This window comes from Moorella mulderi DSM 14980, from assembly GCF_001594015.1.
In the GTDB taxonomy this organism is placed as follows: domain Bacteria; phylum Bacillota; class DSM-521; order Neomoorellales; family Neomoorellaceae; genus Neomoorella; species Neomoorella mulderi.
Map to the genome: position 1 here is coordinate 1 of NZ_LTBC01000020.1, position 22,876 is coordinate 22,876.

The following is a 22,876-nucleotide window of genomic DNA, read 5'->3' on the forward strand; positions in this document are numbered from 1 at the left end:
AAACAGCTGCTATCTGCTGGTAGATCCCGGCGGCAGTACTGTCGCCGCACAGCTCATCGACCGCAAGGGCGACGTCCTTATCCTCCGCCGGGAAGATAAATTGAGCCCCCTGTGACGGCAGGGGGCTCAATTTTTAAGCTCACTCGAAGCGGAGGCCCTTGACATGGAGAATGCCCGTGTTAGCCTGATTTGGCAAGGGGCAGTAGAAACACAGGTGCGAGGGTCCATGTCAAGGGTAGCCGCAAAACAATTTTGGTTTCACCCAACTTTAACGATTCCAGAAATCATTAAGCTGGGCAGTTGCCGACCTGATTACTTCTTCTTCGTCAATAAACACAAATTCTCTATTTTTCAGTATTACCCGGCCGTCAATGACCACATCGGTGACATCCCTTCCGGAACCCACCATAACCAGAGTATTTAACAGGTTCCTGTTAGGCGAGATATGGGGCTGGCTGATGTCCAGCAAAACTATATCGGCTTTTTTCCCAACCTCCAGGGTTCCTATTTGCTCTTCTAACATCAAGGCTTTTGCCCCATTGATAGTAGCCATTTGAAAAGCTTCTACCACCGGCAGCACCACCGGCTCGAAAATAGGGATGCCAAAAGAGGCCTGAGCTGCATATTTTAAAAGCTGCATCTGGAAAAAGAGATCCAGGTTAGCTGTATGAGCACCATCGTTTCCCAGGCCGATGTTGATCCCTGCCGCTCTTTCCGCCAAGAGTTTCGGAAATCCCTGATTACCTAAATTGGCACAGGGGCAGTGAATAATATTGACTCCCCTTTCCGCCAGCAGACGAATATCAAAATCCGAGATCTGCACGCAGTGGGCTGCAATTACATTGGGACCCAAAAGGCCGCAGGAATCCAGATAAAAGGGAGGCCGCATCCCCCGTTGAGCAAGGCACTGTTTAACTTCATCCAGGTGTTCCGCCAAATGGATGTGAATCCCCGTATGATACTCCCTGGCTGCTTCGGCCACCAAACTGGCCAGTTTTGGCGAAGTGGTCATGGGGCTGGTAACGGAAAACCAGATGCTTATCCTGCCGTTGCCGCTGCCATGAAATTGTTTGTAAAGTTCCTCGTTCTTTTTGACAGCCACTTCTGCCGGGCTCTTGAAAATAGGAGGAATAAAATCGCCTTCATCCCTGGTCATCCTGGTTATGGCAGCCCGTAGACCCATTTCCTGGACAGCTTGGATTACCGGAACCATGTCCCCAGTGCCCGAATCGGCAAAAGTAGTTATACCGGCTTTGAGCATCTGCAGGCACGCCAGGCGGGCCGCGTGGTACCTGTCCTTTTCATTTAATTTGGCTTCATAGGGCACCAGAATTCTTATCCATACTATAGGTGGCTCGTCCACCACACTTCCCCTTAAAAACTGCTGTACAGTGTGGGTATGGCAATCAACCATCCCCGGTATGGCCACTTTCCCTCCGGCGTCGATTACTTCACTGGCACTAAAAGCTGCTTCCACCAAATTTGTCGGGCCCAACTCGACAATGCGGTCATCATTTATGGCGATGGAAGCTCCCTCCAGGAATGAACAATCAGGTAGCAAAACTATACAGTTCTTAATAAGTAATGTACATTTTTTCTTTTCCTGAAGCTCCATATCTCCACCTCATTCAGCAATAAATTTGATGCCAACCCGATTATAACAGCCCCGCTCTTATTCCCAATTCCCGGAACCTCTTTTGGGACTCAAACATGATTTCCTCCTCATCCAGAGTCAGAACGGAGCGCTCCTTCATCACCACTTTTCCGTCAATGATCAGGTCTGAAATATCTTTGGAAGTTGCTGCTTCCACCAGGGTGTTGACCAAATTATAGGTGGGTTGAAGATGGGGTTGATCGATGTTTATTAAAGCCAAATCAGCCTTTTTCCCCACCTCGATACTCCCCGTTTCCTCACCTAGAAGAAGGGCATTGGCCCCACCAAGAGTCGCCATCTTCAGCAATTCTTTAGCTGGCATGACCACCGGATCAAAGTAAGGCAGCCCCCAGAAGGCGTGAATGCCGGAGCGGAAAACCCGCATCTCATCGAACAGGCTCAGGCTGGACGCAGCAGCACCATCGCTGCCTAGCCCCACTGAAATTCCCATCTGTAGCATCCTTGGCGTTTTGGGAAAACCGTGGTTTCCCAAGTTGCTCCGGGGACAATGCACCACTTTGACGCCATACTCCTTCAGCAGTTCCAATTCCTTTTCCGCCAGAATCACGTTATGGGCAGTCAGCAGGTTAGGGCCAAGCAGCCCCAAAGATTGCAGGTATTCGGCCGGGCGCAGCTTATAATTCTCAAGGCAATAACTGACCTCATCCCGGTGTTCTGTGAAATGCATGTGTACTCCCGTAGCCAGCGACCTGGATATGGCCGCCGTTTCTTTAATCAGCTCCCGCGAACAGGTTAACAAAGACCGCAAGCCAAACCAAATTTTAATCCGCCCTTCACCCGTATTATGGTACTGCCGGTAAAGGGTTTCGGTCATTTTAAGGTTGTCCTCAACACTATGGCGCATATTGTCTGGGACAAAGGCCCCCATATCCATGGTCGATCTTGTAACTGCCGCCCGTAGCCCCGATTCCACAATAGCCATGATGGCCTTTTCCATAAACGGACCCCCGGAATCGGCAAAAGAAGTGGTACCTGACTTGATCATTTCCAGGCAGGCAAGTTTAGTGCTCCAGTAGACATCATCAGCCGTTAAATTGCTTTCATAAGGGACTAAAATCCTGGCCCAAACCATAGGAAATTCATCCAGCGTCCTGCCCCTCAGAAACTGCTGGGCTACGTGGGTATGGGCATCGACCAGGCCCGGGATGACCAGTTTTCCGTCGCCTTTGATGACCTCCGCATCAGGCGGTATCTCCTCCCCTGCATCAGCAATGGCCCTGATCCGCCCCCTACTTATATAAATATTTTTTGCCTTAGCAACAGCAAAATCGGGTTGTAAGTAAGAGCAATTCTTTATTACGACATCGTCCTTGGGAGACACTGCTGCTGCCACCTTTCAATTGTTCCTAAGACAGGCATATAATTCCTCAATGGTTACCGGATATGGTTTATTTCCCCACACCCCGTATTCTTTATCAAGAATTTGGGCAACTTCTGTCACCTGGGGAATATTCATCCCCGTCTTCTGGATTAGTTCCACCTGCCGGAATACTTCTCCGGGCGGTCCGTCCAGGAGAATTTGACCATGATCCATAAAAATTATGCGATCGGCATGCTCCGCCAATAATTCTACTTCGTGTTCTACCATTATAACGGTAATGTTTTGCTTTTTATTCAACTCTTTCACGGCGGCAAAAACTTCCGCTGTTCCCCGGGGATCCAGGTTGGAGGTGGGTTCATCCAGCACCAGAATGCGGGGCTCCATGGCCAAAACCGAGGCAATAGCCACTTTTTGCTGTTCCCCTCCCGACAGGTTAAAGGGAGAGCGGTCCCGCATTTTTTCTATCTTTAATAAACCGAGCATTAAATCCACTCTCTTAAAAATCTCCTCGCGCGGGATTCCCAGGTTAGCCGGCCCAAAGGCCACCTCCTCCCAGACGGTCATTTGCGACAGCTGGGCTTCCGGATCGGCAAAAACCAAGCCTACATACTCCGCCAGCTGGGCGGGCTTCTTTTCTTTGGTATTAATGCCATTTACATAAATATCTCCTTCCAAATCGCCGCTGAATGAATGAGGGATCAAACCATTGGCAGCCCGGCACAAAGTACTTTTTCCCGCGGCGTTGGGTCCTATTATTCCGACGAATTCTCCCTCAGTAACGGTAAGGTTAATACCTTTAAGGGCCATTTCTTGGCTATCCGGGTAACGGTAAGATACATTGTTAAATGTCAAAGCCGCTTTCATTCTCACTAACCCCCTTAACCCGGCCAGAAAATGTTTCCCCAGCTGTTAAGATGATCGATCCAACTCAGCCTCCCATATTTGAAGCGCAACACTAAGCCAATAACCAACAGAATGATAGCGCTGGCGATAATAATTATATCTCTAGCAGTAAATTTTACTTCATGAAGTTGGGTGGGATGTTCAGTATAACCAAAGCCCCTGGCCTCCAGAGCCATGGCCATGGTCTCCATTCTTTCTAGAGAACTTACTACCAATGGTACAAATAAAGGAACCAGACTTTTTAATTTTTCCCATAAATTGTGCTCCACCAGTCCCCTGGCACGCTGGGCGGAAATGATTGTTTTGGCTTCTCGATTGCTGATAGGAATAAGCTGTAAGGACATTAAGATCATAAAGCCAAAGTTATAGGGGAGGCCCAGCTTGACTAGCCCCCTGACCACCTCTATGGGATGGGTAGTTGATACATAGAGCAGGGTAATGAGAGCTACGGTGGCGATCCTGAAACCAAAAGTGAGACCGTAATAAGCCCCTTCTAGGGTGTAGGTGCCAAAAAAGGGGATAGTCAGAGGGTGTCCCCAAAAAACAGCGGGTGTTTTACCTAAAGGGTTGGTAAAGCCATGGATGACCAAAAAGAAAAGGATTATGATTAGAAACAATTTGGTTAAAGCATTGGTTAAAGCATAGCTCTTTGTGGCCACTACGTTCAAAACTAGAACAACCAGCATTAAGGCCAAAGGAATCAGGGGATTAAAATATAAAAATGCCAGGACTGCAAAACAAAGAATCAAAACTAGCTTTGTTCTACTGTCACAGTAATGAAAAATGGAATTTCCAGGCTGATAAAGGGTGATATTCTTCATCCGGTTAACCCCCTGCTCACAAAGGCTGCCGCCATTTCCCTGGGACTGAGAGCATTGATTTCTATACCGTCCTCCGCCAGCTTCCTGGCCAGGGCGAAAATCTGGGGTGGTTCGATATGGGCCTTTTCCATCGTCTCCCGATCGGCAAAAATTTCAGCGGGAGTACCATCGCGGATAATTTCGCCTTGAGCCATCACCACAACTCTTTCTGTAAATCTGGAGACAAAGTTCATATCATGGGTTATAACAACAATGGTATGGCCTTCATGGGCCATTTTTTCGATCATCTGGCCTATTTTTACCTTGCCCGGATGGTCTTGTCCGGTAGTAGGCTCATCCAAAAAGAGGATGGGCGGGCGCATTGCATATACCGATGCCAGCGCCACCAGTTTACGGACACCGCTGCTGAAAGATAGAGGCTGTTTGAAAGCCAGCGGCCTTAAACCAAAAAAATCCAGGGTCTCAATTAACCGTTCCCTCAAGGCCTCGCCCTTCAAACCGATATTTTTTAAACCGAACTCTATCTCTTCCTTGACGGTTTTGCTAAACAATTGATGATTGGGGTTTTGAAACACATAGCCCACATAACGGGCAAGCTCGCCGGTACTTTTGGTGGCCGTATCGATGCCGTTGACAAAAACTTTGCCGGAAGTAGGTTTTAAAAGGCCATTGAAATGTTTGGCCAAGGTGGTTTTACCGCTGCCGTTCTGCCCTATAATCGCTACTTTGGTGCCTTTTTCTAAGACCAGATTGATACTCTTTAATGCTTCCACTCCCCCCGGATACACGTAGCGCAAATTAACTACTTCAGCTACTTTAGCCATACCTAGCGTTCCCCCTAAAAAAGATATGAGAGGAACGGGGAGGCATTGAACCTCCCCCTGGTTTTATAAGCTCAAGTCCTCTTCTTTCGCGGATTTTTGGGCTATCGGGGTCAGGACGCGATATTGTGGCGGTAGGGCCTTTAAAATAGCCATAACTAAGCTCACAAGAACTATTTTATCAATAAAGCCGGTTATATTTTGACTTATAAACGTACCCGTAAAAATTTTACCCGTAGATTTAATAAACACCGCACTCAGAATGTCCAGAGCCGAACCGGAAAAGCCCCCATAAATATAAGTGAATACAAAGGCACTGGCAGCAGCAGTAAAAGGCTGGGAAATGATTAAAAGCAATATAAGGCCCGGCCAGGTCCGGGTGATCCCGTACCTCGCAGCATAACCATAAAACAGGGCAACTAATACCGTCGGAGGAAAACTGAAGATCATCATCGGGTTCATCAATAACGCCCGGACAATGGATTGTAATACCGCGCATAATGCCCCGTACCATGGACCGGCAATAAATGAAACTAAAATAGTGCCGCCGCTATCTAAAAACAAAGGCACCCCCAATCCCTGGCGGATAGCAGTTCCTGCAAAATTGATTGCCACAGCTGTAGGTATCAGAGCTGCCAGGTAAGCTGGTTTAAGCTTGGGAAATTCCATTTTTTGCACTTTAAATAGGCTCATCGTCGATACCTCCTCGTTTACACATTAAAATTACCTCCCAACACTATAGACGCTTACACGCTATAGTTCACGTTAAAAAAGCTTGCTGCATTTACCTCCTTGTCAAAAATCTAAGAATCTCAATCTTTATTCCTTTACACCTTCTTTCCTAAAAACTTTTATCCAACATCCGGGCCGCAGGCTGACCAAGCTAGCAGTTGCCCAGCACAGCCCGGTTATTGAATCCCATTTGCCGAGAAATTTTCTCCGCAGCAGAGCAGCATAACTCCAAAAGCTCATTTATTTTGGAGTCCATCCTGAATTCAGGGCCAACCACACAAACGGCACCCACCACCGCTCCGGTGAAATCACGTATGGGGACCCCGATCCCTAACGATCCCTCATCCATTTCTCCCCTGGTTATGACATAATTTTTTTTCCTTATCTCATCCAACTGACTTAATAAAAGTTGAGGGTTTGTGGGTGTATTTTTTGTGAATTGCTGTAGCCCATTTCTTATCACTTGCTGCAGTTTATCTTCCGGGAGATACGCGAGAAGAACTTTAGAAAAACCTGCGTAAAGTGGGGTTCTACGTCCAATGCGGGAAGTACATTTAATTCCTTCAGTGCTTTCGATTTTATCTATGCAAAGGCAATTTAACCCATCCACAACTATTAACATTATCGTTTCCCCCGTCTGCCGGAAGAGCTCCTCCATAACGGGATGGGCTGTTTTCCTCAGGTTCATTCCTTCTGCCACCACTGTGCCCAGTTCAAAAAATTTAAGACCCAAACGATATTTTTTGGTAACAGCGTCCTGCTCAACAAAACCATTGATATAAAGCGTATAAAGGATTCTGTGGATCACACTTTTGTTCAGCTTAAGCTTTGATGCTAATTCAGTGATCCCCCAGTCAGGCTTATCTAAAGTAAAAAGCTGTAAAAGATTTAAGGCACGCTGTAAAGTTTCTAAAATCTTGCCGTGACCGCCGGCCATCAAAATCAAACATCCCCCCTTGTTTCGCAAATAAGAACTACGTTCTTTTTTGTATCAGTTCGACGTAAAGAACCTGTTTTCCTTCTAGGGATATGATTAACTTACGAAAAATATAGCCCATGCCGGGCGCACATAAATTCAGCCCCCTGTGACTGCAGGGGGCTGCTTTTTAAGCTCATTCATACCGCAGGGCTTCGATGGGGTTGGCGGTGGCGGCCTTGCGGGCCGGGTAGTAGCCGAAGAAAATCCCCACCATGGCCGAAAAACCGATGGCCAGCAAGATGGAGGCCGGGGCGATGACCGCCGGCCAGCCGGCTAGAACGGAAACCAGGCGGCTGCCGGTAAGGCCGGCGAGCATCCCGATCACGCCGCCGGCCAGGCTCAGGACCAGGGCCTCAATGAGAAACTGGGTCAGGATGGCCCCGCTGGTGGCGCCGACGGCCATGCGGATGCCGATCTCCCGGGTGCGCTCGGTGACGGACACCAGCATGATGTTCATGATGCCGATGCCGCCTACCAGCAGGGAAACCGCCGCCACGCTGGCCAGCAGCAAGGTCATGGTCTTCGTCGTATCGGCCACGGTCTCCATGATGGCCGTCATGTTCTGGATGGTAAAGTCGTCGGCCTGCTGCGGGCTGAGGTGGTGCCGCAGCCGCAGCAGGGCGGCTACCTCGTCCTGCACCGTATTGAGGCTTTCGGCGTCCCGGGCCTGGACGTTGATGACCTGGACGTTGTGCCTGCCGGTGAAGCGCCGCTGCGCCGTGGTGACTGGGATGTAAACCATATCGTCCTGATCAGCGCCCCCCATCCCGCTGCCCTGGGGCGCCAGGACGCCGATCACGGTAAACCGGAGGTTGTTGAGGGTGATGGTCTGGCCGACGGCGCTGGTGCCGTTAGGAAAGAGGTTGGCTTCTACCGTCGGCCCCAACACGGCTACCAGAGCGGCCTGGGCGACGTCTTCCGCGGTGAAAAAGGAGCCTGCTGCCACGGGCAGGTTTCTAATCTCCGGGTAAGAGGCGCTGGTACCTTTGACAGTCGTGGTCCAGGTCTGGCTGCCGGCGGCTGCCGTGACCTGCTGGTTGATCTCCGGGGCGACGTTCTGCACCAGGGGCAAGCTGGCGATGGCCGTGGCGTCGTCCAGGGTGAGGGTATTGACCGTCCCGGCAGCGCCCCGGACGGCGCCGAACCCCGTCCCCGGCCGGACCAGCAGGAGATTGGACCCCATGCGGGCTATCCGTTCAGTCACCTGGGCCGTCGCGCCCTGGCCGATGCTGATCATGACGATTACCGCCGCCACGCCGATGATGATGCCTAGCATGGTCAGTAATGAGCGCATCTTGTTGGCCAGCAGCCCGCGCCAGGCTACGGCCAGTGCCGCCCTGAGATTCATTCTTTCCCCTCCCCTGCCGGCAGTGCCGCCAGCTCTTTTTCCGCCTGCCGCGGCTGTTCAACGACCTCATCGGCGACGATCAGGCCGTCGCGCAGGCGCACCAGCCGCCGGCAGTAGGCGGCGATGTCGGGCTCATGGGTGACGATGACGACCGTCAGGCCTCGCTCGCGGTGCAGTCGCTGGAAAATGGCCATCACCTCGACGCTCGTCCGGGTATCGAGGGCGCCGGTGGGCTCATCGGCCAGGATGATGGCCGGCTCGTTTACCAGGGCGCGGGCGATGGCCACCCGCTGCTGCTGGCCGCCGGAGAGCTGGGTAGGCAGGTGGTGCTCCCGGCCCTCCAGCCCTACCTGCCGCAGGGCGGTAAGGGAGCGGGCTTGCATTTCCCGCCGGGAGACGCCGGCGTAGATCAGGGGCAGGGCGACGTTTTCCCAAGCGGTCATGTTGCCGATGAGGTTGAAGCTCTGGAAGACGAAACCGATCTCCCGGTTGCGGATGTAGGCTAGCTGGTCCGGCGCCAGCCTGCTGACGTCCTGGCCGTGGAGCAGGTAGCGGCCGCTGGTGGGTCTGTCCAGGCAGCCCAGGATGTGCATGAGGGTGGATTTGCCCGACCCGGAGGCGCCCATGATGGCCACCATCTCCCCGGCGGCGACTTCCAGGTCGATACCCCGCAGGGCCTGCACGCGGTTTTCACCGGCCGCGTAGACCCTGGTTACACCCTGCAGCTGGATTACGGGCGCGCCCACGCTTGCTACCTCCCCTGGGCCGGCCTGTTGGGCTGCCGGTTCTGCATGGGGGTGGGGCTTAAGGGCGACCTTGCCGTGGTACCGGTGGCCGGCTTGCCGGGGGTACTGGTGCCGATGATTACCGCTTCGCCAGGTTTCAGCCCGCTCACTACTTCGACATTGCGCTCGTCGCTCACGCCGGTGACGATCTGGCGGGGTACCGGGCGGCCGTTTTCCAGCACCAGCACTACGGCCCGGCCGGTACCGGGTTCTTCAGCGCCCGCCTCGCTTTTCCCTGCTCCCGTTCCTGTGGCGGGGGAGGCGCTCCCCTGCCCGCCGCGCAGCGTTTCCCTGTTGCCGGAGTTGCCGGAGCCGCTACCCGGCGCCGCCGTGCCGCCGGCCTGGCTGCTGGCGGCAAAGGTAATGGCCGTCCTGGACACGGTGAGGACGTTGTCCTTCCGGGCGGTGATGATGTTGACGTTGGCCGTCATGCCGGCCTTGAGGGGCAGGTTCGGGTCTAAGGAAATCACCACGTCGTAGAGCTGGACATTGGATACGGTGCTGGCCTGGGGAGCGATCCACGCCACCTGTCCCGACATCTCCCGGCCGGGTAGGGCGTTGACGGTGAAGGTAGCCTTCTGGCCGATCTTTACCTTGTTGATGTCGGCTTCGTTCACCTGGGCCCGCAGCTGCAGGGCCGGGGTGATCATCTTAATAAAGCTGGCGTTCTCGTTGTCCGTGCTGCTGCCCACGCGGTATCCTACCTCGCCGTTGACGGCACTGATGATGCCGTCCCAGGGAGCGCGGAGCTGGGCGCTGTCAAGGTTGCTCTGGGCCAGGGTAACCTGCACCCGGGCGGCCTCCACCTGCGCCCGGGCGGCGGCAATGTCTTCCGGCCGGTTGCCGTTTTTCAGGGCCTCCAGGGCCGCCTGGGCCTGGCGCAGCTTGGCGGCGGCCGAATCGCGGTTGGTGATGGCGCTGTCCAGCTCGGCCTTGGACAGGGCCCCGGCCTGGTAGAGGGCCTGGTTGCGTTCTACCGTTGCCTGGGCGTTGTTATATGCCGCCTGGGCGGCTTCGACGTTGGCTTCCGCCTGGGCGATATCCGTGGCCAGGGGACCGGCCTCGAGGAGCTGCAGTTTGGCCAGGGCGTTGTTGAGATTGGCCCGGGCCTGGGCCAGCTGCGCCTCCAGGTCGGCGGTGTCCTGGCTGGCCAGGACCTGGCCCGCTTTTACCACATCCCCGGGCTTGACGTAGATAGCTTTGATGATGCCGCTGTTCTTGAAGCCCAGGTTCACGCTCTTGACCGGCTCGATGGTGCCGGCGGCGTTAACGGTGTTGACGATGCTGCCCTGGTTGGCGGGCAATGTTATGTACGTCACCTGCGCCCGGCGCCCCTGCCACCACCACAGGAAGGCGCCGCCTAAAAGCAACAATAAGCCCACCCCCAGCAGCCACATAAGCCTTTTGGGCCGGGGGTGCGCTACAGGGACTGCACCTGCTGTCATGTCATACCTCCCTCTCCTGTTGCCGCGCTACCGTCATATCTAATTTCCAATTATAACAGGAGAGCGGGGGTTAAACCTTAAAAATTCTTAAGAATTGTCCCGGGCGTAAAAGAAAGGCTGTTGACCTGCTGCCTGGCCAACAGCCTGAAACCCGCTTGGGCCCTTAAACCGGGTTGTCCCTGGCTTCCATGAGCTTCAGGCGGACGTATTCAGTGGCTCCTATATCCAGCCCTCGTGCGGGATAGGCCGCCACCAGTACGGAGGGATTACGCGTAATCTCCCGCGCCCTTTGATCCATATCGGTGGACAGCCAGTACTTACCGCTGCGCCCGGCTACCGCCCGTATGGCGCCCACGGCCTGCTGGGAAGAACCCGTCAGAATGTCGGCGCCGGCATCCATATGCACCTTGGCCAGCTCTCCCGCGCCTACGATATCGTTAAAGGAACCGGTGTAGGCAATGCGGACCTTGACTTCAGGTTTGGCGGCCGCCACGCCCTGCTGGAAGCCGTAGTTGTACTTGATGGCATCCCCGGATTCTACCGGGCCTACAATTCCCGTAATCCCGGATTTGGTCATCATGGCCGCCAGTATCCCCAACAGATACCCGCCTTCCTGGGCCTGGGGATCATAGGCAAAGATGTTGGGCGCCGTCTGGTATCCGGTGCCGTAGGCAAAGGTGGTCTTGGGAAAATCGGCCGCGGTCTCCTGCTGCGGGCTACCCAGCTGTCACCGCTTAACTAAGCTTTAAGTCGTACCCGTACTTGCGCGAAAGAGACCCCACCCTCCCCCTTAGTGGTTGTAGATACTCTCGAGGGTTAGATAGATACCGTTCCAGGTGTTTTAGCGCCTGGGGGAACCTTGCCCGGTAGGTAACTCTGAGACGCTTTACCGCGGCCTGGTACGGGTTCAAAGGATCAAGATAGACTTCCCTGACCCCGGCGCCTCTTAAAACAGCTATAAGCTCTTCCAGCGCCCCCGGGGCATCACTCACCCCGGGAAGGACGGGCGCTATGAAAGCCCATACGTTTATACCTTCAGCAACAAGCCGTCCTGCGGCCTTGAGGCGCGCCGACGGCGGAGCGGCCCCGGGCTCCAGCACGCCCGCAGCGGCATCATCGGGAGTAGTTACTGTAAAACCGACGGAGCAATTCTTGAGTTCCTTGAGCAAATCCACGTCCCGTACCACAAGGTCGGACTTGGTGAGCAGGTCAATCTCTACGTCCGGCCATTCCTCTGCAAAGACTTCCAGGGAGGCCCTGGTAAGGCCGAACTCTGCTTCCGCGGGCTGGTAGGCATCTGTAACGGTACCCAGGATAGTCCTGCCCAGGGGCGCTCGCCTCCGCCGCAGCTCGCGCCTCAAGACTTCCGGGAAGTTCTCTTTAGCGGCTACAAATTCGCCCCATTTCTCCGAGCGATTAGAGAAACGGAGCACCGTGTCCGCGTAGCAATAATGGCATCCGTGGGAACAGCCAAAATAAGGGTTCAGGCAGTAGCAATAACCTGGGATACCGGTCCTGTTGAGGGCTGTTTTACAATAGGTTCGTTGTAGCGCAGTTTCAGGCATTTTTAAGTGGCTTCAGTCCTTTTTAGTTTTGGGAGGTCTAAAAAATAATTCCCCTGTAGGTATTACGATCAATAGTGAACCTAAAGCTGTACTCCTGGATTAAAGGGGGCAGGCCGGGAAGTATCTATGCGCACCAGCTTGATTTCCACGCCGAAAAATGCCTGGTCCTCGCCTGTATTTTCGTTCAGCCAGTCCAGGGTCCGCAAGTGATATACTGTTTCCTTGCCAGCGATAAATGAAGCGCGGCTTACTGAGTGAGCCATAACTCCGGCCAGCAGTCTATAAGTAATAAAAAAAGCGCTTTTGAGCAAACCTGTAAGCCGAGTTCTGTCTTGGATGGTCATCTATCTAGGACGCCAGTTGCCTGGCGCCTCCAGCGACCTTACCCGGGGACGGGGCGGGCCACCCCTATTGTCCCCCTATTCGGTCTTGCTCCAGGTGGGGTTTACCGAGCCGGTTAGTCGCCTAACCGCTGGTGAGCTCTTACCTCACCTTTCCACCCTTACCCCGCACTCAACTCGACAGATGAAAACTTTTATATACAAACCTGAATTTAAAACATCAGGTTCGCTTATAGTGAAAGAGGTCCAACTGTCGAGTTGAGTGCGGGGCGGTCTGTTTCTGTGGCACTATCCTTGGGGTCGCCCCCACTGGACGTTATCCAGCACCCTGCCCTGTGGAGCTCGGACTTTCCTCAGGCGATAAGCGCGCCCGGCGCGCTTATCGCCCGCGACCATCTGGTTTACTCAAAAGCACTTATCCACTTTTCTTTAGCGGATTTAAATATAACACCCTTTATGGTAATCTGTCAAGGCATTGTTAAGAGTTAGAAGTTTAGCCTTTTGCCGTCTTGCCGATACTTAAACTTATCAAATGAATTAAATACTGGTTGGCGCTTACGCCTTCCTTTTTTGCGTTTTCTAATATCATCTTGTGAAGGCTTTTAGGCATACGCAGGGGAAAGCGCCCACTATATTCAGCCAGGGGATCCCTTTGGATGCTAGGTTCTGGAACGGGTAACCCTTCTTCTAAACTGGCCTCGATCCAGCACTTTCTTGCATCCATAGCCATACTAATAGCTTCTTCTATAGTATCTCCAGTTCCTATACAATTCGGTAGATCAGGATATTCTACAACATAACCGCCCCCTTCTTCTTGAGGAAGGGGCTTGACTATAAAGGGATAATCAAGGTTAAGATAATAAGATAAATCTTTCATTATGAACACCCTTTACTCTTCTATTTCTTCTATCGCTTTTAGTGTCATCTTCACATAGACTGGCCTCATAGGATTTTGTTTGGGAAGGGTTATTCTTATATCATCTTTTAAATACGTATAATGACTACTTCCGCTACCGGGTTGTCTGCATTTGAAACCGTGCTGCCGCAGTATTCTATCAAGATCATCGAAACTAACATTCCGAGGATTCTGTTTAATTTTCTCTAAGATTTTTTCTCTTTTCGTCACCAGTTATCGCCTCTATTTACATTATATACGATATTGCATATGATGTCAATGAAGTATAATCCGGTGGTGTTCACGGCAGCAATAACCGGCCGCAGCTTTCGCAGTAAATAAATTTGCCGGCACGGGCTTCCCGGAGGAGGACGGGCGGGACGACCAGGTGGCAGCCGCTGCAGGTCCCCTTGACTACCCGGGCCAGGGCCTTTGTCCCCAGGCGGCGCTGCAGGTCGCTGTAAAGGGTGAGCAGTTTGGGGTCGATCTCCCCTTCCAGCTGGGCGGCATTGACCGCCAGGACGTCCATCTCCTGCTGCAGGCCTTCGCGCCAGGTGCGGTACCGGGCCAGTTTTTCCCGGTAGGCGGCCTTATCGGCCTGGAGCTTACTAACATTTTCCTTTAGCCATTCTTCAAGCTGCTCCTGCTGCAGGGCCAGCTCCATTGCCCTTTCTTCTTCCCGGGCCAGCTCGCCGGCGGTGGTATCTATTTTATGTTGAATGTTGTTTAATTCTTTGGGATTGCTGGTCTCGCCGCTGTAGAGTTTTCCTTCCAACTGCTTCTTCCTGGCCGCCAGGTCCTGGCAGGCCCTTTCCAGGGCAGCGACCTGCCGCCTTAATTCTTCCCGTTCCTGCATTCTCGCCCGCACTGTTTCCTGGCAGGCTTCCAGCCGCTCTTTTTCCCTTTTCAGCTCCCGGGCCAGGGCGGATGTGTGCAGCTGGCGCTGCAGTTCCTGGAGGCGGAGCTGCATTTCCTGTAACTCCCACAGCTTGCTGAGACCCATACCGATCCCCCCGTATTTAGAGTACGTACCAGGGTTCCTGCTCTTTCTGGGAAGCCAGGACCATAACTTCGCGCTCCTGTAATTGTTCCTCCAGGTAGGTCACCAGGGCCGGGACGATGATCCTCTCGGTGGCGAAGTGGCCGGCGTCGATTACCGCCAGGCCTATACCGGCGGCGGCCTGGGCTTCGTGGAACTTTAAATCCCCAGTGACCAGGACGTCGGCCCCGGCAGCCCGGGCGGTGGTCATGACGTCGCTGCCAGCGCCGCCGCAGGCGGCCACCTTCTTCACCTTGCGTTCCCTGTCCCCCACCACGTTGACCCGGGCTGCCCCCAGGCGTTCTTTCACCTGCAGGGCAAATTCCTCCAGGGACACGGCCTGGGGTAAGATTCCAAGGCGGCCGATGCCCCGGGCCGGGCCTTCGTTGGCCAGGGGGTAGATGTCGTAGGCTACTTCTTCGTAAGGGTGGGCCTGCAGCAGGGCCTGGAGGACTTCCTTGAGCCTGCCGGTGGGGATAATGGTCTCCAGGCGGTATTCTTTGACCTCCGTGACCTTCCCTTCCTGGCCTATATAGGGCCTGGTGCCGGCCAGGGGCCGGAAGGTGCCGGTGCCGGCCACCCGGAAAGTACAGTCAGAATAATTGCCGATCCAGCCGGCCCCGGCCCGGGTAATGGCTTCCCGCACGACCTTTTCATGGTCCTCGGGCACAAAGGTCACCAGCTTATAATACTTTTCCCGGCGGGTGGGCAGGAGGACCTGGATGTCTTCCAGTTCCAGCTTTACCGCCAGGTGGTAGCTGACGCCGAGGTCGGCGCTGTCTAAATTGGTATGGGCCGAGTAGACCATGATGTTGTCCTGGATGAGGCGGCGGACCAGCTCGCCCCGGGCTTCGTCAAAGCGTAAGGATTTGAGGGGGCGGAAAAAGAGGGGGTGATGGCTGATAATGAGATTGGCCCCCCGGGCGGTAGCTTCGGCGGCTACCGCCATGGTGACGTCCAGGCAGACCAGGACCCGGCGGACTTCCGCTTCCGGCGAGCCCAGCATGAGACCGACGTTATCCCATTCCGCCGCCAGTTCCGGCGGGGCCAGGGCTTCCATGATGGCTATGATTTCGCCGCATTTGGCAGCCATGCCAGTACCTCCCTTATCTCTTCCAGCTGCCGGCTTAAATCCTCCCGCCGCTCCCGGGCCCGCGTCCCCCGGCCGGCAGCCAGCTGCCGGGCGGCTGCTGTTAGTGTTTCCATCTTATGCAAGAGATAACCCCGCAGCAGGGGGTGACGGCGCTGCAGCAGGAGGGGCCCTATCCTCCACTCCAGGTCGCTGTAGGCCGGGCTCTCACCCTGGCAGGCGGCCAGGATGATATAATAATGGCCGGAGTCGTAAACAAGCTCTTCGTTATATAAGTACCAACCAGCGGAGGCGAGATAGCGGCGCAGTGGCCCGGCCTCCCCCTGGGGCTGGAGGACCAAGCGTTGTAACTTCTGCCGTACTTCCGGCCGGGCGGCGAGGATCCTCTGCTGGGTCAGGGCGCCCAGGCCGGCCATGGTTACCGTGTCTACTTCCCCAGGCTGCAGGGGCGTGAGGCCGTCCCCCAGGCGCACTTCCACCCGCCCCTCAAGACCGGCGGCCGCCACGGCGGCCAGGGCGCGCTGGTAAGGACCCGGCGCCGCTTCCACGGCGATCACCCGCGGGCAGCGGCCGCTGCCTGCCAGGTACAGGGGAAGATAGGCGTGGTCGGTGCCGATATCGGCCACGGTGCTGCCGGGCGGGACCAGGGCAGCGACGGCCCGGAGGCGAGCCGGCAAGTGAGAAAAACGGCTAATTTTCCAGGACAAAAGATGCACCTGCCTGCCTGGAGTTCCCGCGAAGCGGTACGGGCAACCATGTAATTAAAAAAGCCAGCACGCTACGGTCACCTCCTGACCTCCGCTGCTGGCCTTATTTCCTTTTTTGGTGGGCCCACCCGGATTCGAACCAGGAACCAACCGGTTATGAGCCGGCAGCTCTACCGTTGAGCTATGGGCCCTTTCTGGCTCCCCGGGCAGGGCTCGAACCTGCAACCACCCGGTTAACAGCCGGGCGCTCTACCATTGAGCTACCGAGGAAAGCCACCATTTATATTATACCCCGGAATGCCGCCCCGGTCAACCTCAAGTTGCGGCGAGGGCGGCAAGTTACTCCAGGTAGTCCTTCAGCTTCTTGCTGCGGCTGGGGTGGCGGAGCTTGCGCAGGGCCTTGGCCTCAATCTGGCGGATGCGTTCCCTGGTGACGCCAAACTCCTGGCCCACTTCTTCCAGGGTACGCGCCCGCCCGTCATCCAGGCCGAAGCGCAGGCGTAAAACCCGCTTTTCCCTGGGCGTCAGGGAATCCAGGACTTCCTCCAGCTGCTCCCGGAGGAGCATAAAGGAAGCAGCATCGGCCGGTGCCTGGGCGTCCTCGTCTTCGATGAAGTCCCCCAGGTGGCTGTCTTCTTCTTCACCAATGGGTGTCTCCAGGGATACCGGTTCCTGGGCGATTTTCATGATCTCCCGTACCCGCTCCACGGGGACATCCATTTCCCTGGCGATCTCTTCGGGAGTGGGGTCCCGGCCCAGCTCCTGGAGCAGCTGGCGCTGCACCCGGATTAATTTATTGATGGTTTCCACCATGTGCACTGGGATCCTGATGGTCCGCGCCTGGTCGGCAATGGCCCGGGTAATGGCCTGGCGGATCCACCAGGTGGCGTAGGTGCTGAACTTGTAGCCCTTGCGGTAATCGAATTTCTCTACGGCCTTGATTAAACCCAAGTTGCCTTCCTGGATGAGGTCCAAAAACAACATGCCGCGGCCGACGTAGCGTTTGGCGATGCTGACCACCAGGCGTAAGTTTGCTTCGGCCAGGCGGCGCTTGGCCTCTTCATCACCCTGCTCCATCCTCTTGGCCAGCTCGATTTCTTCTTCCGGGGTCAGTAAGGGCACCCGGCCGATTTCCTTCAGGTACATGCGCACCGGGTCGTCGATGGCCACGTTTTCAGGAATCGAAAGATCGAGGTCGCTGTCGACGGCTTCGCCTTCTTCCTTTTCCAGGGCTTCCAGTTCCACCGGTTCAGGCACTACCTCAATCCCCATGTGGCTTAACTGCTCGTAGATATCGTCAATCTGTTCGGGGGAGAGTTCGATTCCCTGAAGGGCATCCATAATCTCGCGATAAGTTAAGGAGCCCTGGCTCTTGCCCTTTTCGATCAGCTCCTTGACTATTTGCTTTTGCTGTTCTTCTTTCACCGCTACTCCCCCCTTCCGGATTTTATCGCTTTGATCGTTTGCTGCAGGTGAAAGATTTGCTCCTGGAGTTCCTGGACCCGGCCGGTGGCGCCGCTGCTTTCCGCCCGGGCCAGGGCGATTCTTATTTCCCTCTCCTGTTTTTGCAGCTGCAGGAGCTTGTAGAGGATGATTGCTTTCTTGACGGCCCGCTCCTGGACGGGCCCCAGGCCGCCGGCCAGGGTGAGCCGGGCAATAAGGGCGTCCCATTCCGGTACCCCCCGGCCGGTTAAAACCCGGGCCAGGTCCGGGCCGGCCAGTTCCGGTTCTTCCCGGCGCTTTTCCCGGACAAAGGCAGCAAGGCTCCGGGTCGCCGGGCTCTCCCCCCAGTCTTCTCCCAGTTCGCCGTCAATGGTGGCGGCCAGCCGGGGGCTGGTTAAATAAGCCTGGAGTAAAAACAGCTCCCCCTGGTTCCCGGCCCGTTCTCCCTGCGACGGGCCTTCCTTCTTTCCTGCCTTTTCTATGGCTCCCCCTGTCCTCCCCGGCCCGGCCGGAGCCTGGTGCAGCGCTCTCAGGATGGCTGCCTCGGATATTCCCGTACGGCGGCTCAAAAGCCGGATATAGGCTTCCTGCTCGACGGCATCCTTTACTTGTTGGAGGTAGGGGAGAACGGCGGCCATAATGGCTTTCCGGCCCAGGGGCCGGGTGGGGTCGTGTTCGGCTACGGCTTTATTGATGCGAAATTCCATCAGGCCCTGGCTTTCTTTTACTAGCTCCTGGAAGGCCGCTGTTCCCCGGGCGGCTAAAAATTCATCGGGGTCCTTGCCTGCCGGTAACTGCAGGACGCGGACCTGGAGGCCGGCCGCGGCCAGGATGTCCAGGCCCCTCAAGGTGGCGGCTTCCCCCGCGGTATCAGCGTCGTAGGCGATGATTACTTCCCGGGCGTACTTTTTCAGCTCCCGGGCCTGCTCCGTGGTTAAGGCCGTGCCCAGGGAGGCGACCACATTATCAATACCATGCTGCCAGGCGGCGATCATATCCATATACCCTTCGACGAGGATGGCCTGGCCTTTCCGGCGAATACCCGGCAGGGCCAGGTGCAGGCCGTAGAGGTGCCGGCCCTTGTGAAATAAAGCTGTCTCGGGGGAATTTAAATACTTGGGCTGCCCCTCACTTAAGATTCGGCCGCCAAAGCCTATGACCCGGCCGCGGCTGTCTTTGATGGGAAACATGAGCCGCCCTCGGAAGCGGTCGGCCGTCCCCCGGGGCGGCCGGGAGGCGCTCAGGCCTGCCTGGTCAATCTCCCAGGGTGTGAAACCCTGGCGCCGCAGGTAATCTACCAGGGCCGTCCCCGTATCCGGGGCATAACCCAGTTCGAAGAGCCGCGCCGTTTCTCCCTTCACCCCCCGCCGCTGGAGATATAAGCGGGCCGGGGCTGCCACCGGGTGACGCATGAGAAGGCGATAATAAAAGCTGGCAGCTATTGCCCCCAGCTGGTAAAGGCGTTCTTTCCATTCCCGCTCGCGCCTGGCAGCCGGCGATTCGCCGGCGCCGGCCAGGTCGATCCCCACCCTGGCGGCCAGGGTTTTTACTGCTTCGGGAAAGCTGAGGCCATCTTGCTTCATCAAGAAAGCGAAGACATCGCCGCCCGCACCGCAGCCAAAACAGTAAAACATCTGCTTATCAGGGCTGACGGTGAAGGAGGGTGTCTTTTCTTTATGAAAAGGGCAAAGACCGACGTAATTGCGGCCGCTCCTTTTTAGCCTGACATAGCTGCCGATGATTTCGACGATGTCTACCCTGTCCTTTACCTCATCGATCACTTCCTGGCTGAAGGCGGTTGTCATGGACACCACCCCCCCCCCCCCGAACCCGGTGTGCTAATACAATTCGCTATCAGAATGAAATATCCTCTTTTTTGAGCCTTATTTTCGCTTTTTCCTATTATTTGTCCCGCTTTACCAGATTATACCTCCGCCGCGCTGCATAGTGCCGGGCGGCAGGCGGTAAACTGAGCCTTGAAGCAGCACCGGTGGCGGGAACGCCTCGCCAGCCGGCATAAACTTAAGAGCCGGCGCAATATGAGATTGGCGGGAGGTGGAAAAGTGGGTAAGACCGTGGCTTTTATTTTAATCGCCCTCACTGGCGGCAGTGCCCTCTATGCCTTTTACCGGGGGGTTATCCTGGCCGTCTTCCAACCCTATTTTAAAACCCGGCAGTAAGCGGCCGGCAGCGGCGCGTGCCGGGGCGCTTCATGGCAGCCGGCCACCGGCACGCGCCCTGCTTTATTTTGCCGGGCACGGGCCAGGTGGCCTTGAAGTGCTGAAGCCCTGACCCGGGCCGGATGTGGCCGGTTCCCTCCCAGTATAAAATTCACATTGAAGGGTTAAAATACATCCCGGAAGGTGAAGGGAATCCTGCCGCCGCTTCGTCACCGCGCGGATAGCCTGACGAGCGAAGAGATTCCCGGCGCCTTCCCATTTTTTATGCCCGGGGACGGCCAGCCCACGAGGGTAGGGTATAGAATTTCGCCGGCGCGGCAGTTCCCCATATTCAGGAAGGAAAACCCGTAGGGACAAAGAGCCGGGTATACTGCAGGATGGCATAACGGTCGGTCATGCCGGCAATATAGTCGCAGGCCCGCCGGGCCAGGTCATCACCCGGATGGACGGGTGCGGGCAGTGCTTCCGGGTGCTCCAGGTAGTAAAAGTAGAGTTGTTTTAAGAGATTCTTGGCCTTGCCTTCCTCCACCTTGGCCGGGGAGCCGATATAGACATTTTTAAAAAGAAACTCGCGTAAGTTATCCGTGGCCTGCTGGACCGCCGGGCTCATGGCAATGCGACCCTGCTCCCAGCTGTAACGGATTATATCCGTCACCATGGTATCAATGCGCTGGCGGTGGGTAAGGCCCAGGATTTTTAAACAATCAGCCGGGAGCTGCTCCTGGGTGATGATGCCGGCCCGCAGGGCGTCGTCAATATCATGGTTGATGTAGGCAATGCGGTCGGCATAACAGATAATCTGGCCTTCCAGGGTCTGGGGTTTGACCGGGCCGGTATGGTGGGCAATGCCGTCCCGGACTTCCCAAGTGAGGTTAAGACCGCGGCCGCCTTCCAGGACTTCTACCACCCGCAGGCTCTGCAGGTTGTGCTTAAACCCCCCCGGCACCACTTCGTTTAAGGCTTCCTCCCCGGAGTGGCCGAAGGGGGTATGGCCCAGGTCGTGGCCCAGGGCAATGGCCTCGGCCAGGTCTTCATTGAGGCGCAGGGCCCGGGCAATGGTGCGGCTGATCTGGGCTACCTCCAGGGTGTGGGTCAGGCGGGTACGGTAATGGTCCCCTTCCGGGGCGATAAAAACCTGGGTTTTATGCTTCAGGCGCCGGAAGGCTTTGCAGTGGATAATCCGGTCGCGGTCACGCTGGTATTCGGTACGAATGGGGCAGGGCTCCTCCGGTACTTGACGGCCCCTGGTACGGCTGCTTAAACTCGCCAGGGGGCTCAAAATGGCTTCTTCCCGCTTTTCAGCTTCTACCCGCAGGAGCATACCCTCACCTCCCTAGCCGCGGTGCTGGCGTAAGGTTGTGGTGGCCGCCGCTACCTCGGCCAGGCGCTTACCCGTAAGGCGTACCCTGGCAACGGCAAAATCGTCGCTGTGGGCCGGGGCCTGGCCGCAGCTGCCCTGGTGGCCGCAGTCGGCCTCGCTAAAGCCGTCGCCGACAATCATCATGCCCTGGATGAGCATCATGTCAAAAAGGGCCTTCAGGGTCGTTTCCTGGCCGCCAAAACGGCTGCCGCCCACGGTAACCCCGGCGCCGACGACGTTTAAAAGAGCCTTTTCTTTGCGTAAGATGCGGCTTTTATCCCAGAAGGCCTTGAGCTGGGCCGAGACGCTGCCGAAGTAAACCGGGCTGCCTATGAGGATCCCGTCGGCCCGCCGCAGGAGGTCATAGGCTTCCCCCAGGCGGTTGTTGCGGGAACAGGCCCCCTGGCAGGGGCTGCTGCACTGGGTACAGTAAGGGATTTTCTGGCCGGCCAGGGCCTCGGCTATATGGATTAGGGCCGTCTCCGCCCCGGCGGCTGCGGCTGCCGCCAGCCCTTCCCGCACCAGGAAGGCGGTGTTGCCTTCTTTTTTGGGGCTGCCGTTGATTCCAACTATTAACATTGCTTGATTCCCCTTTGCTTGTTTATATATAAAGGCGGCGCTGGCAGCGCCGCCCGTAACTGGCTACAAGGGTTCAAAGTTTTCTTTGCCCAGGCCGCAGTTAGGGCAGACCCAGTCCTCGGGCAGGTCTACAAAGGCCGTCCCCGGGGCAATGCCGCCGGCCGTGTCGCCTTCCGCCGGGTCATAGACATAGCCGCAAGCTGTACAGGACCATTTGCCCATTTAGAGCCCTCCTTTCATAAGAAATCATCACGCCCGCCAGGAACTGGCGCGGCCAGGCGCGCCGGCGAGAAGTGTGGGACCATCTGATGGTTTTCTGGCTAAGTATAGCTATTAGTATTCGCTATCAGGATGGAAATTCCTGCTTCAGCAGCCGGGCAATTGCGGCCCGGGCCAGCTCGTCGCAGCGGTTATTTTCAGCATTATCGCTGTGGCCCTTGACCTTCAACCATTCCACCCGGTGGCGGGCGGTAAGCTGCAGGAGTTCCCGCCACAGGTCCTGGTTTTCCACCGGTTCTTTTTTGGCCGTCTGCCAGCCGTTCTTCTGCCAGCGGTCCAACCACCCCTGGCGAAAGGCGTTGACGAGATAGGCGCTGTCGCTGTAAAGGCGCACCCGGCAGGGCTCCTTTAGAGCCTTCAGGGCGGCAATGGCCGCGGTGATCTCCATGCGCTGGTTGGTGGTCCGGGCCTCAGCCCCGGAAATCTCTTTACGTTTATCGCCGTAGATCAGGATGGCACCCCAGCCCCCGGGACCGGGGTTACCGGAACAGGCGCCGTCGGTGTAGATGGTTACTTCTTTCATTGATCTACTCCTAAAAATACAGTTAAAATTTATAAAGGGTGATGT

24 protein-coding genes, 2 tRNA genes and 1 other RNA gene are annotated in these 22,876 nt (G+C 56.0%); all 27 read right to left on the minus strand.

Annotated elements, in window-relative coordinates; genetic code table 11:
• Positions 1-268: 268 nt before the first annotated feature.
• Entirely contained in the window at positions 269-1,615 is a 1,347-nt protein-coding gene (locus MOMUL_RS14015; protein WP_062285849.1) for an amidohydrolase family protein, read from the minus strand.
• A 40-nt stretch (positions 1,616-1,655) separates the two neighbouring features.
• A complete protein-coding gene (locus MOMUL_RS14020; protein ID WP_062285851.1) occupies positions 1,656-2,996 on the minus strand; it encodes an amidohydrolase in 1,341 nt (446 codons plus the stop codon).
• A gap of 15 nt (positions 2,997-3,011) precedes the next feature.
• Positions 3,012-3,860, minus strand: a complete 849-nt coding sequence (locus MOMUL_RS14025; protein ID WP_062285853.1) for an energy-coupling factor ABC transporter ATP-binding protein — start codon at positions 3,858-3,860, stop codon at positions 3,012-3,014.
• A gap of 14 nt (positions 3,861-3,874) precedes the next feature.
• Positions 3,875-4,720, minus strand: coding sequence for an energy-coupling factor transporter transmembrane component T family protein (locus MOMUL_RS14030; RefSeq protein ID WP_062285855.1), 846 nt, complete (start codon positions 4,718-4,720; stop codon positions 3,875-3,877).
• Positions 4,717-5,544, minus strand: coding sequence for an energy-coupling factor ABC transporter ATP-binding protein (locus MOMUL_RS14035; RefSeq protein ID WP_062285857.1), 828 nt, complete (start codon positions 5,542-5,544; stop codon positions 4,717-4,719). The genes MOMUL_RS14030 and MOMUL_RS14035 overlap by 4 nt, the downstream gene beginning before the upstream one ends.
• A 63-nt stretch (positions 5,545-5,607) precedes the next feature.
• The gene (locus tag MOMUL_RS14040; RefSeq protein WP_062285859.1) at positions 5,608-6,234 is read right to left on the minus strand and encodes a hypothetical protein; all 627 of its coding nucleotides are present in this window, start codon (positions 6,232-6,234) and stop codon (positions 5,608-5,610) included.
• Positions 6,235-6,424: 190 nt separating this feature from the next.
• Positions 6,425-7,210: an IclR family transcriptional regulator gene (locus MOMUL_RS14045; protein WP_064774449.1), complete on the minus strand. Its 786-nt coding sequence runs from the start codon at positions 7,208-7,210 to the stop codon at positions 6,425-6,427.
• Between the two features lie 175 nt (positions 7,211-7,385).
• Positions 7,386-8,600, minus strand: a complete 1,215-nt coding sequence (locus MOMUL_RS14050) for an ABC transporter permease (protein WP_062285864.1) — start codon at positions 8,598-8,600, stop codon at positions 7,386-7,388.
• Complete coding sequence (locus MOMUL_RS14055) at positions 8,597-9,346, minus strand: ABC transporter ATP-binding protein (RefSeq protein WP_062285867.1); 750 nt, start codon at positions 9,344-9,346, stop codon at positions 8,597-8,599. The genes MOMUL_RS14050 and MOMUL_RS14055 overlap by 4 nt, the downstream gene beginning before the upstream one ends.
• Positions 9,347-9,351: 5 nt before the next feature.
• On the minus strand, positions 9,352-10,830 hold the full coding sequence (locus tag MOMUL_RS14060; RefSeq protein ID WP_062285870.1) for an efflux RND transporter periplasmic adaptor subunit: 1,479 nt from the start codon (positions 10,828-10,830) through the stop codon (positions 9,352-9,354).
• A 163-nt stretch (positions 10,831-10,993) separates the two neighbouring features.
• Positions 10,994-11,554 (minus strand): BMP family ABC transporter substrate-binding protein, encoded by a 561-nt coding sequence (locus MOMUL_RS14065; protein ID WP_084785679.1) that lies wholly within the window; start codon positions 11,552-11,554, stop codon positions 10,994-10,996.
• 10 nt (positions 11,555-11,564) lie between these two features.
• Positions 11,565-12,395 carry an SPL family radical SAM protein gene (locus tag MOMUL_RS14070; protein WP_062285872.1) on the minus strand — a complete coding sequence of 277 codons (831 nt, stop codon included), beginning with the start codon at positions 12,393-12,395 and terminating at the stop codon, positions 11,565-11,567.
• An 80-nt stretch (positions 12,396-12,475) separates the two neighbouring features.
• Positions 12,476-12,658: a hypothetical protein gene (locus MOMUL_RS14075; RefSeq protein ID WP_153018428.1), complete on the minus strand. Its 183-nt coding sequence runs from the start codon at positions 12,656-12,658 to the stop codon at positions 12,476-12,478.
• 37 nt (positions 12,659-12,695) lie between these two features.
• An RNA gene (rnpB, locus tag MOMUL_RS14080) (RNase P RNA component class A) lies at positions 12,696-13,144 on the minus strand.
• Positions 13,145-13,229: 85 nt separating this feature from the next.
• On the minus strand, positions 13,230-13,613 hold the full coding sequence (locus tag MOMUL_RS14085) for a type II toxin-antitoxin system HicB family antitoxin (RefSeq protein WP_062285875.1): 384 nt from the start codon (positions 13,611-13,613) through the stop codon (positions 13,230-13,232).
• 319 nt (positions 13,614-13,932) lie between these two features.
• Positions 13,933-14,634, minus strand: coding sequence for a zinc ribbon domain-containing protein (locus tag MOMUL_RS14090; RefSeq protein WP_062285878.1), 702 nt, complete (start codon positions 14,632-14,634; stop codon positions 13,933-13,935).
• Between the two features lie 16 nt (positions 14,635-14,650).
• On the minus strand, positions 14,651-15,763 hold the full coding sequence (locus MOMUL_RS14095; RefSeq protein WP_062285880.1) for a Nif3-like dinuclear metal center hexameric protein: 1,113 nt from the start codon (positions 15,761-15,763) through the stop codon (positions 14,651-14,653).
• Entirely contained in the window at positions 15,736-16,467 is a 732-nt protein-coding gene (locus MOMUL_RS14100; RefSeq protein ID WP_062285882.1) for a tRNA (adenine(22)-N(1))-methyltransferase, read from the minus strand. Before MOMUL_RS14100 ends, MOMUL_RS14095 begins: the two co-directional genes overlap by 28 nt.
• A gap of 116 nt (positions 16,468-16,583) precedes the next feature.
• A tRNA-Ile gene (locus MOMUL_RS14105) sits at positions 16,584-16,658 on the minus strand.
• A gap of 4 nt (positions 16,659-16,662) precedes the next feature.
• Positions 16,663-16,737, minus strand: a tRNA-Asn gene (locus MOMUL_RS14110).
• Between the two features lie 69 nt (positions 16,738-16,806).
• Entirely contained in the window at positions 16,807-17,892 is a 1,086-nt protein-coding gene (gene rpoD, locus MOMUL_RS14115; RefSeq protein ID WP_054935954.1) for an RNA polymerase sigma factor RpoD, read from the minus strand.
• Positions 17,893-17,894: 2 nt separating this feature from the next.
• Complete coding sequence (gene dnaG / locus MOMUL_RS14120) at positions 17,895-19,715, minus strand: DNA primase (RefSeq protein ID WP_062285884.1); 1,821 nt, start codon at positions 19,713-19,715, stop codon at positions 17,895-17,897.
• Between the two features lie 353 nt (positions 19,716-20,068).
• Complete coding sequence (locus MOMUL_RS16755; protein WP_161485030.1) at positions 20,069-20,245, minus strand: hypothetical protein; 177 nt, start codon at positions 20,243-20,245, stop codon at positions 20,069-20,071.
• Between the two features lie 176 nt (positions 20,246-20,421).
• A complete protein-coding gene (locus tag MOMUL_RS14130) occupies positions 20,422-21,411 on the minus strand; it encodes a deoxyguanosinetriphosphate triphosphohydrolase (RefSeq protein ID WP_062285886.1) in 990 nt (329 codons plus the stop codon).
• A 12-nt stretch (positions 21,412-21,423) separates the two neighbouring features.
• Positions 21,424-22,029 carry a flavodoxin family protein gene (locus MOMUL_RS14135; RefSeq protein ID WP_062285887.1) on the minus strand — a complete coding sequence of 202 codons (606 nt, stop codon included), beginning with the start codon at positions 22,027-22,029 and terminating at the stop codon, positions 21,424-21,426.
• A gap of 63 nt (positions 22,030-22,092) precedes the next feature.
• Positions 22,093-22,251 (minus strand): rubredoxin, encoded by a 159-nt coding sequence (rd, locus tag MOMUL_RS14140; RefSeq protein ID WP_062285888.1) that lies wholly within the window; start codon positions 22,249-22,251, stop codon positions 22,093-22,095.
• A 124-nt stretch (positions 22,252-22,375) separates the two neighbouring features.
• Positions 22,376-22,831 carry a ribonuclease HI gene (gene rnhA, locus MOMUL_RS14145; RefSeq protein WP_062285889.1) on the minus strand — a complete coding sequence of 152 codons (456 nt, stop codon included), beginning with the start codon at positions 22,829-22,831 and terminating at the stop codon, positions 22,376-22,378.
• Positions 22,832-22,876: the final 45 nt, after the last annotated feature.

Excerpts from the sequence above, each read along its gene's own strand:
- MOMUL_RS14015 (WP_062285849.1), bottom strand. The coding sequence starts at position 1,615 with ATGGAGCTTCAGGAAAAGAAAAAATGTACATTACTTATTAAGAACTGT.
- MOMUL_RS14025 (WP_062285853.1), bottom strand. The coding sequence starts at position 3,860 with ATGAAAGCGGCTTTGACATTTAACAATGTATCTTACCGTTACCCGGAT.
- MOMUL_RS14030 (WP_062285855.1), bottom strand. The coding sequence starts at position 4,720 with ATGAAGAATATCACCCTTTATCAGCCTGGAAATTCCATTTTTCATTAC.
- MOMUL_RS14035 (WP_062285857.1), bottom strand. The coding sequence starts at position 5,544 with ATGGCTAAAGTAGCTGAAGTAGTTAATTTGCGCTACGTGTATCCGGGG.
- MOMUL_RS14040 (WP_062285859.1), bottom strand. The coding sequence starts at position 6,234 with ATGAGCCTATTTAAAGTGCAAAAAATGGAATTTCCCAAGCTTAAACCA.
- MOMUL_RS14045 (WP_064774449.1), bottom strand. The coding sequence starts at position 7,210 with ATGGCCGGCGGTCACGGCAAGATTTTAGAAACTTTACAGCGTGCCTTA.
- MOMUL_RS14050 (WP_062285864.1), bottom strand. The coding sequence starts at position 8,600 with ATGAATCTCAGGGCGGCACTGGCCGTAGCCTGGCGCGGGCTGCTGGCC.
- MOMUL_RS14060 (WP_062285870.1), bottom strand. The coding sequence starts at position 10,830 with ATGACAGCAGGTGCAGTCCCTGTAGCGCACCCCCGGCCCAAAAGGCTT.
- MOMUL_RS14070 (WP_062285872.1), bottom strand. The coding sequence starts at position 12,395 with ATGCCTGAAACTGCGCTACAACGAACCTATTGTAAAACAGCCCTCAAC.
- MOMUL_RS14075 (WP_153018428.1), bottom strand. The coding sequence starts at position 12,658 with ATGGCTCACTCAGTAAGCCGCGCTTCATTTATCGCTGGCAAGGAAACA.
- MOMUL_RS14085 (WP_062285875.1), bottom strand. The coding sequence starts at position 13,613 with ATGAAAGATTTATCTTATTATCTTAACCTTGATTATCCCTTTATAGTC.
- MOMUL_RS14090 (WP_062285878.1), bottom strand. The coding sequence starts at position 14,634 with ATGGGTCTCAGCAAGCTGTGGGAGTTACAGGAAATGCAGCTCCGCCTC.
- MOMUL_RS14095 (WP_062285880.1), bottom strand. The coding sequence starts at position 15,763 with ATGGCTGCCAAATGCGGCGAAATCATAGCCATCATGGAAGCCCTGGCC.
- dnaG (WP_062285884.1), bottom strand. The coding sequence starts at position 19,715 with ATGACAACCGCCTTCAGCCAGGAAGTGATCGATGAGGTAAAGGACAGG.
- MOMUL_RS14130 (WP_062285886.1), bottom strand. The coding sequence starts at position 21,411 with ATGCTCCTGCGGGTAGAAGCTGAAAAGCGGGAAGAAGCCATTTTGAGC.
- MOMUL_RS14135 (WP_062285887.1), bottom strand. The coding sequence starts at position 22,029 with ATGTTAATAGTTGGAATCAACGGCAGCCCCAAAAAAGAAGGCAACACC.
- rd (WP_062285888.1), bottom strand. The coding sequence starts at position 22,251 with ATGGGCAAATGGTCCTGTACAGCTTGCGGCTATGTCTATGACCCGGCG.
- rnhA (WP_062285889.1), bottom strand. The coding sequence starts at position 22,831 with ATGAAAGAAGTAACCATCTACACCGACGGCGCCTGTTCCGGTAACCCC.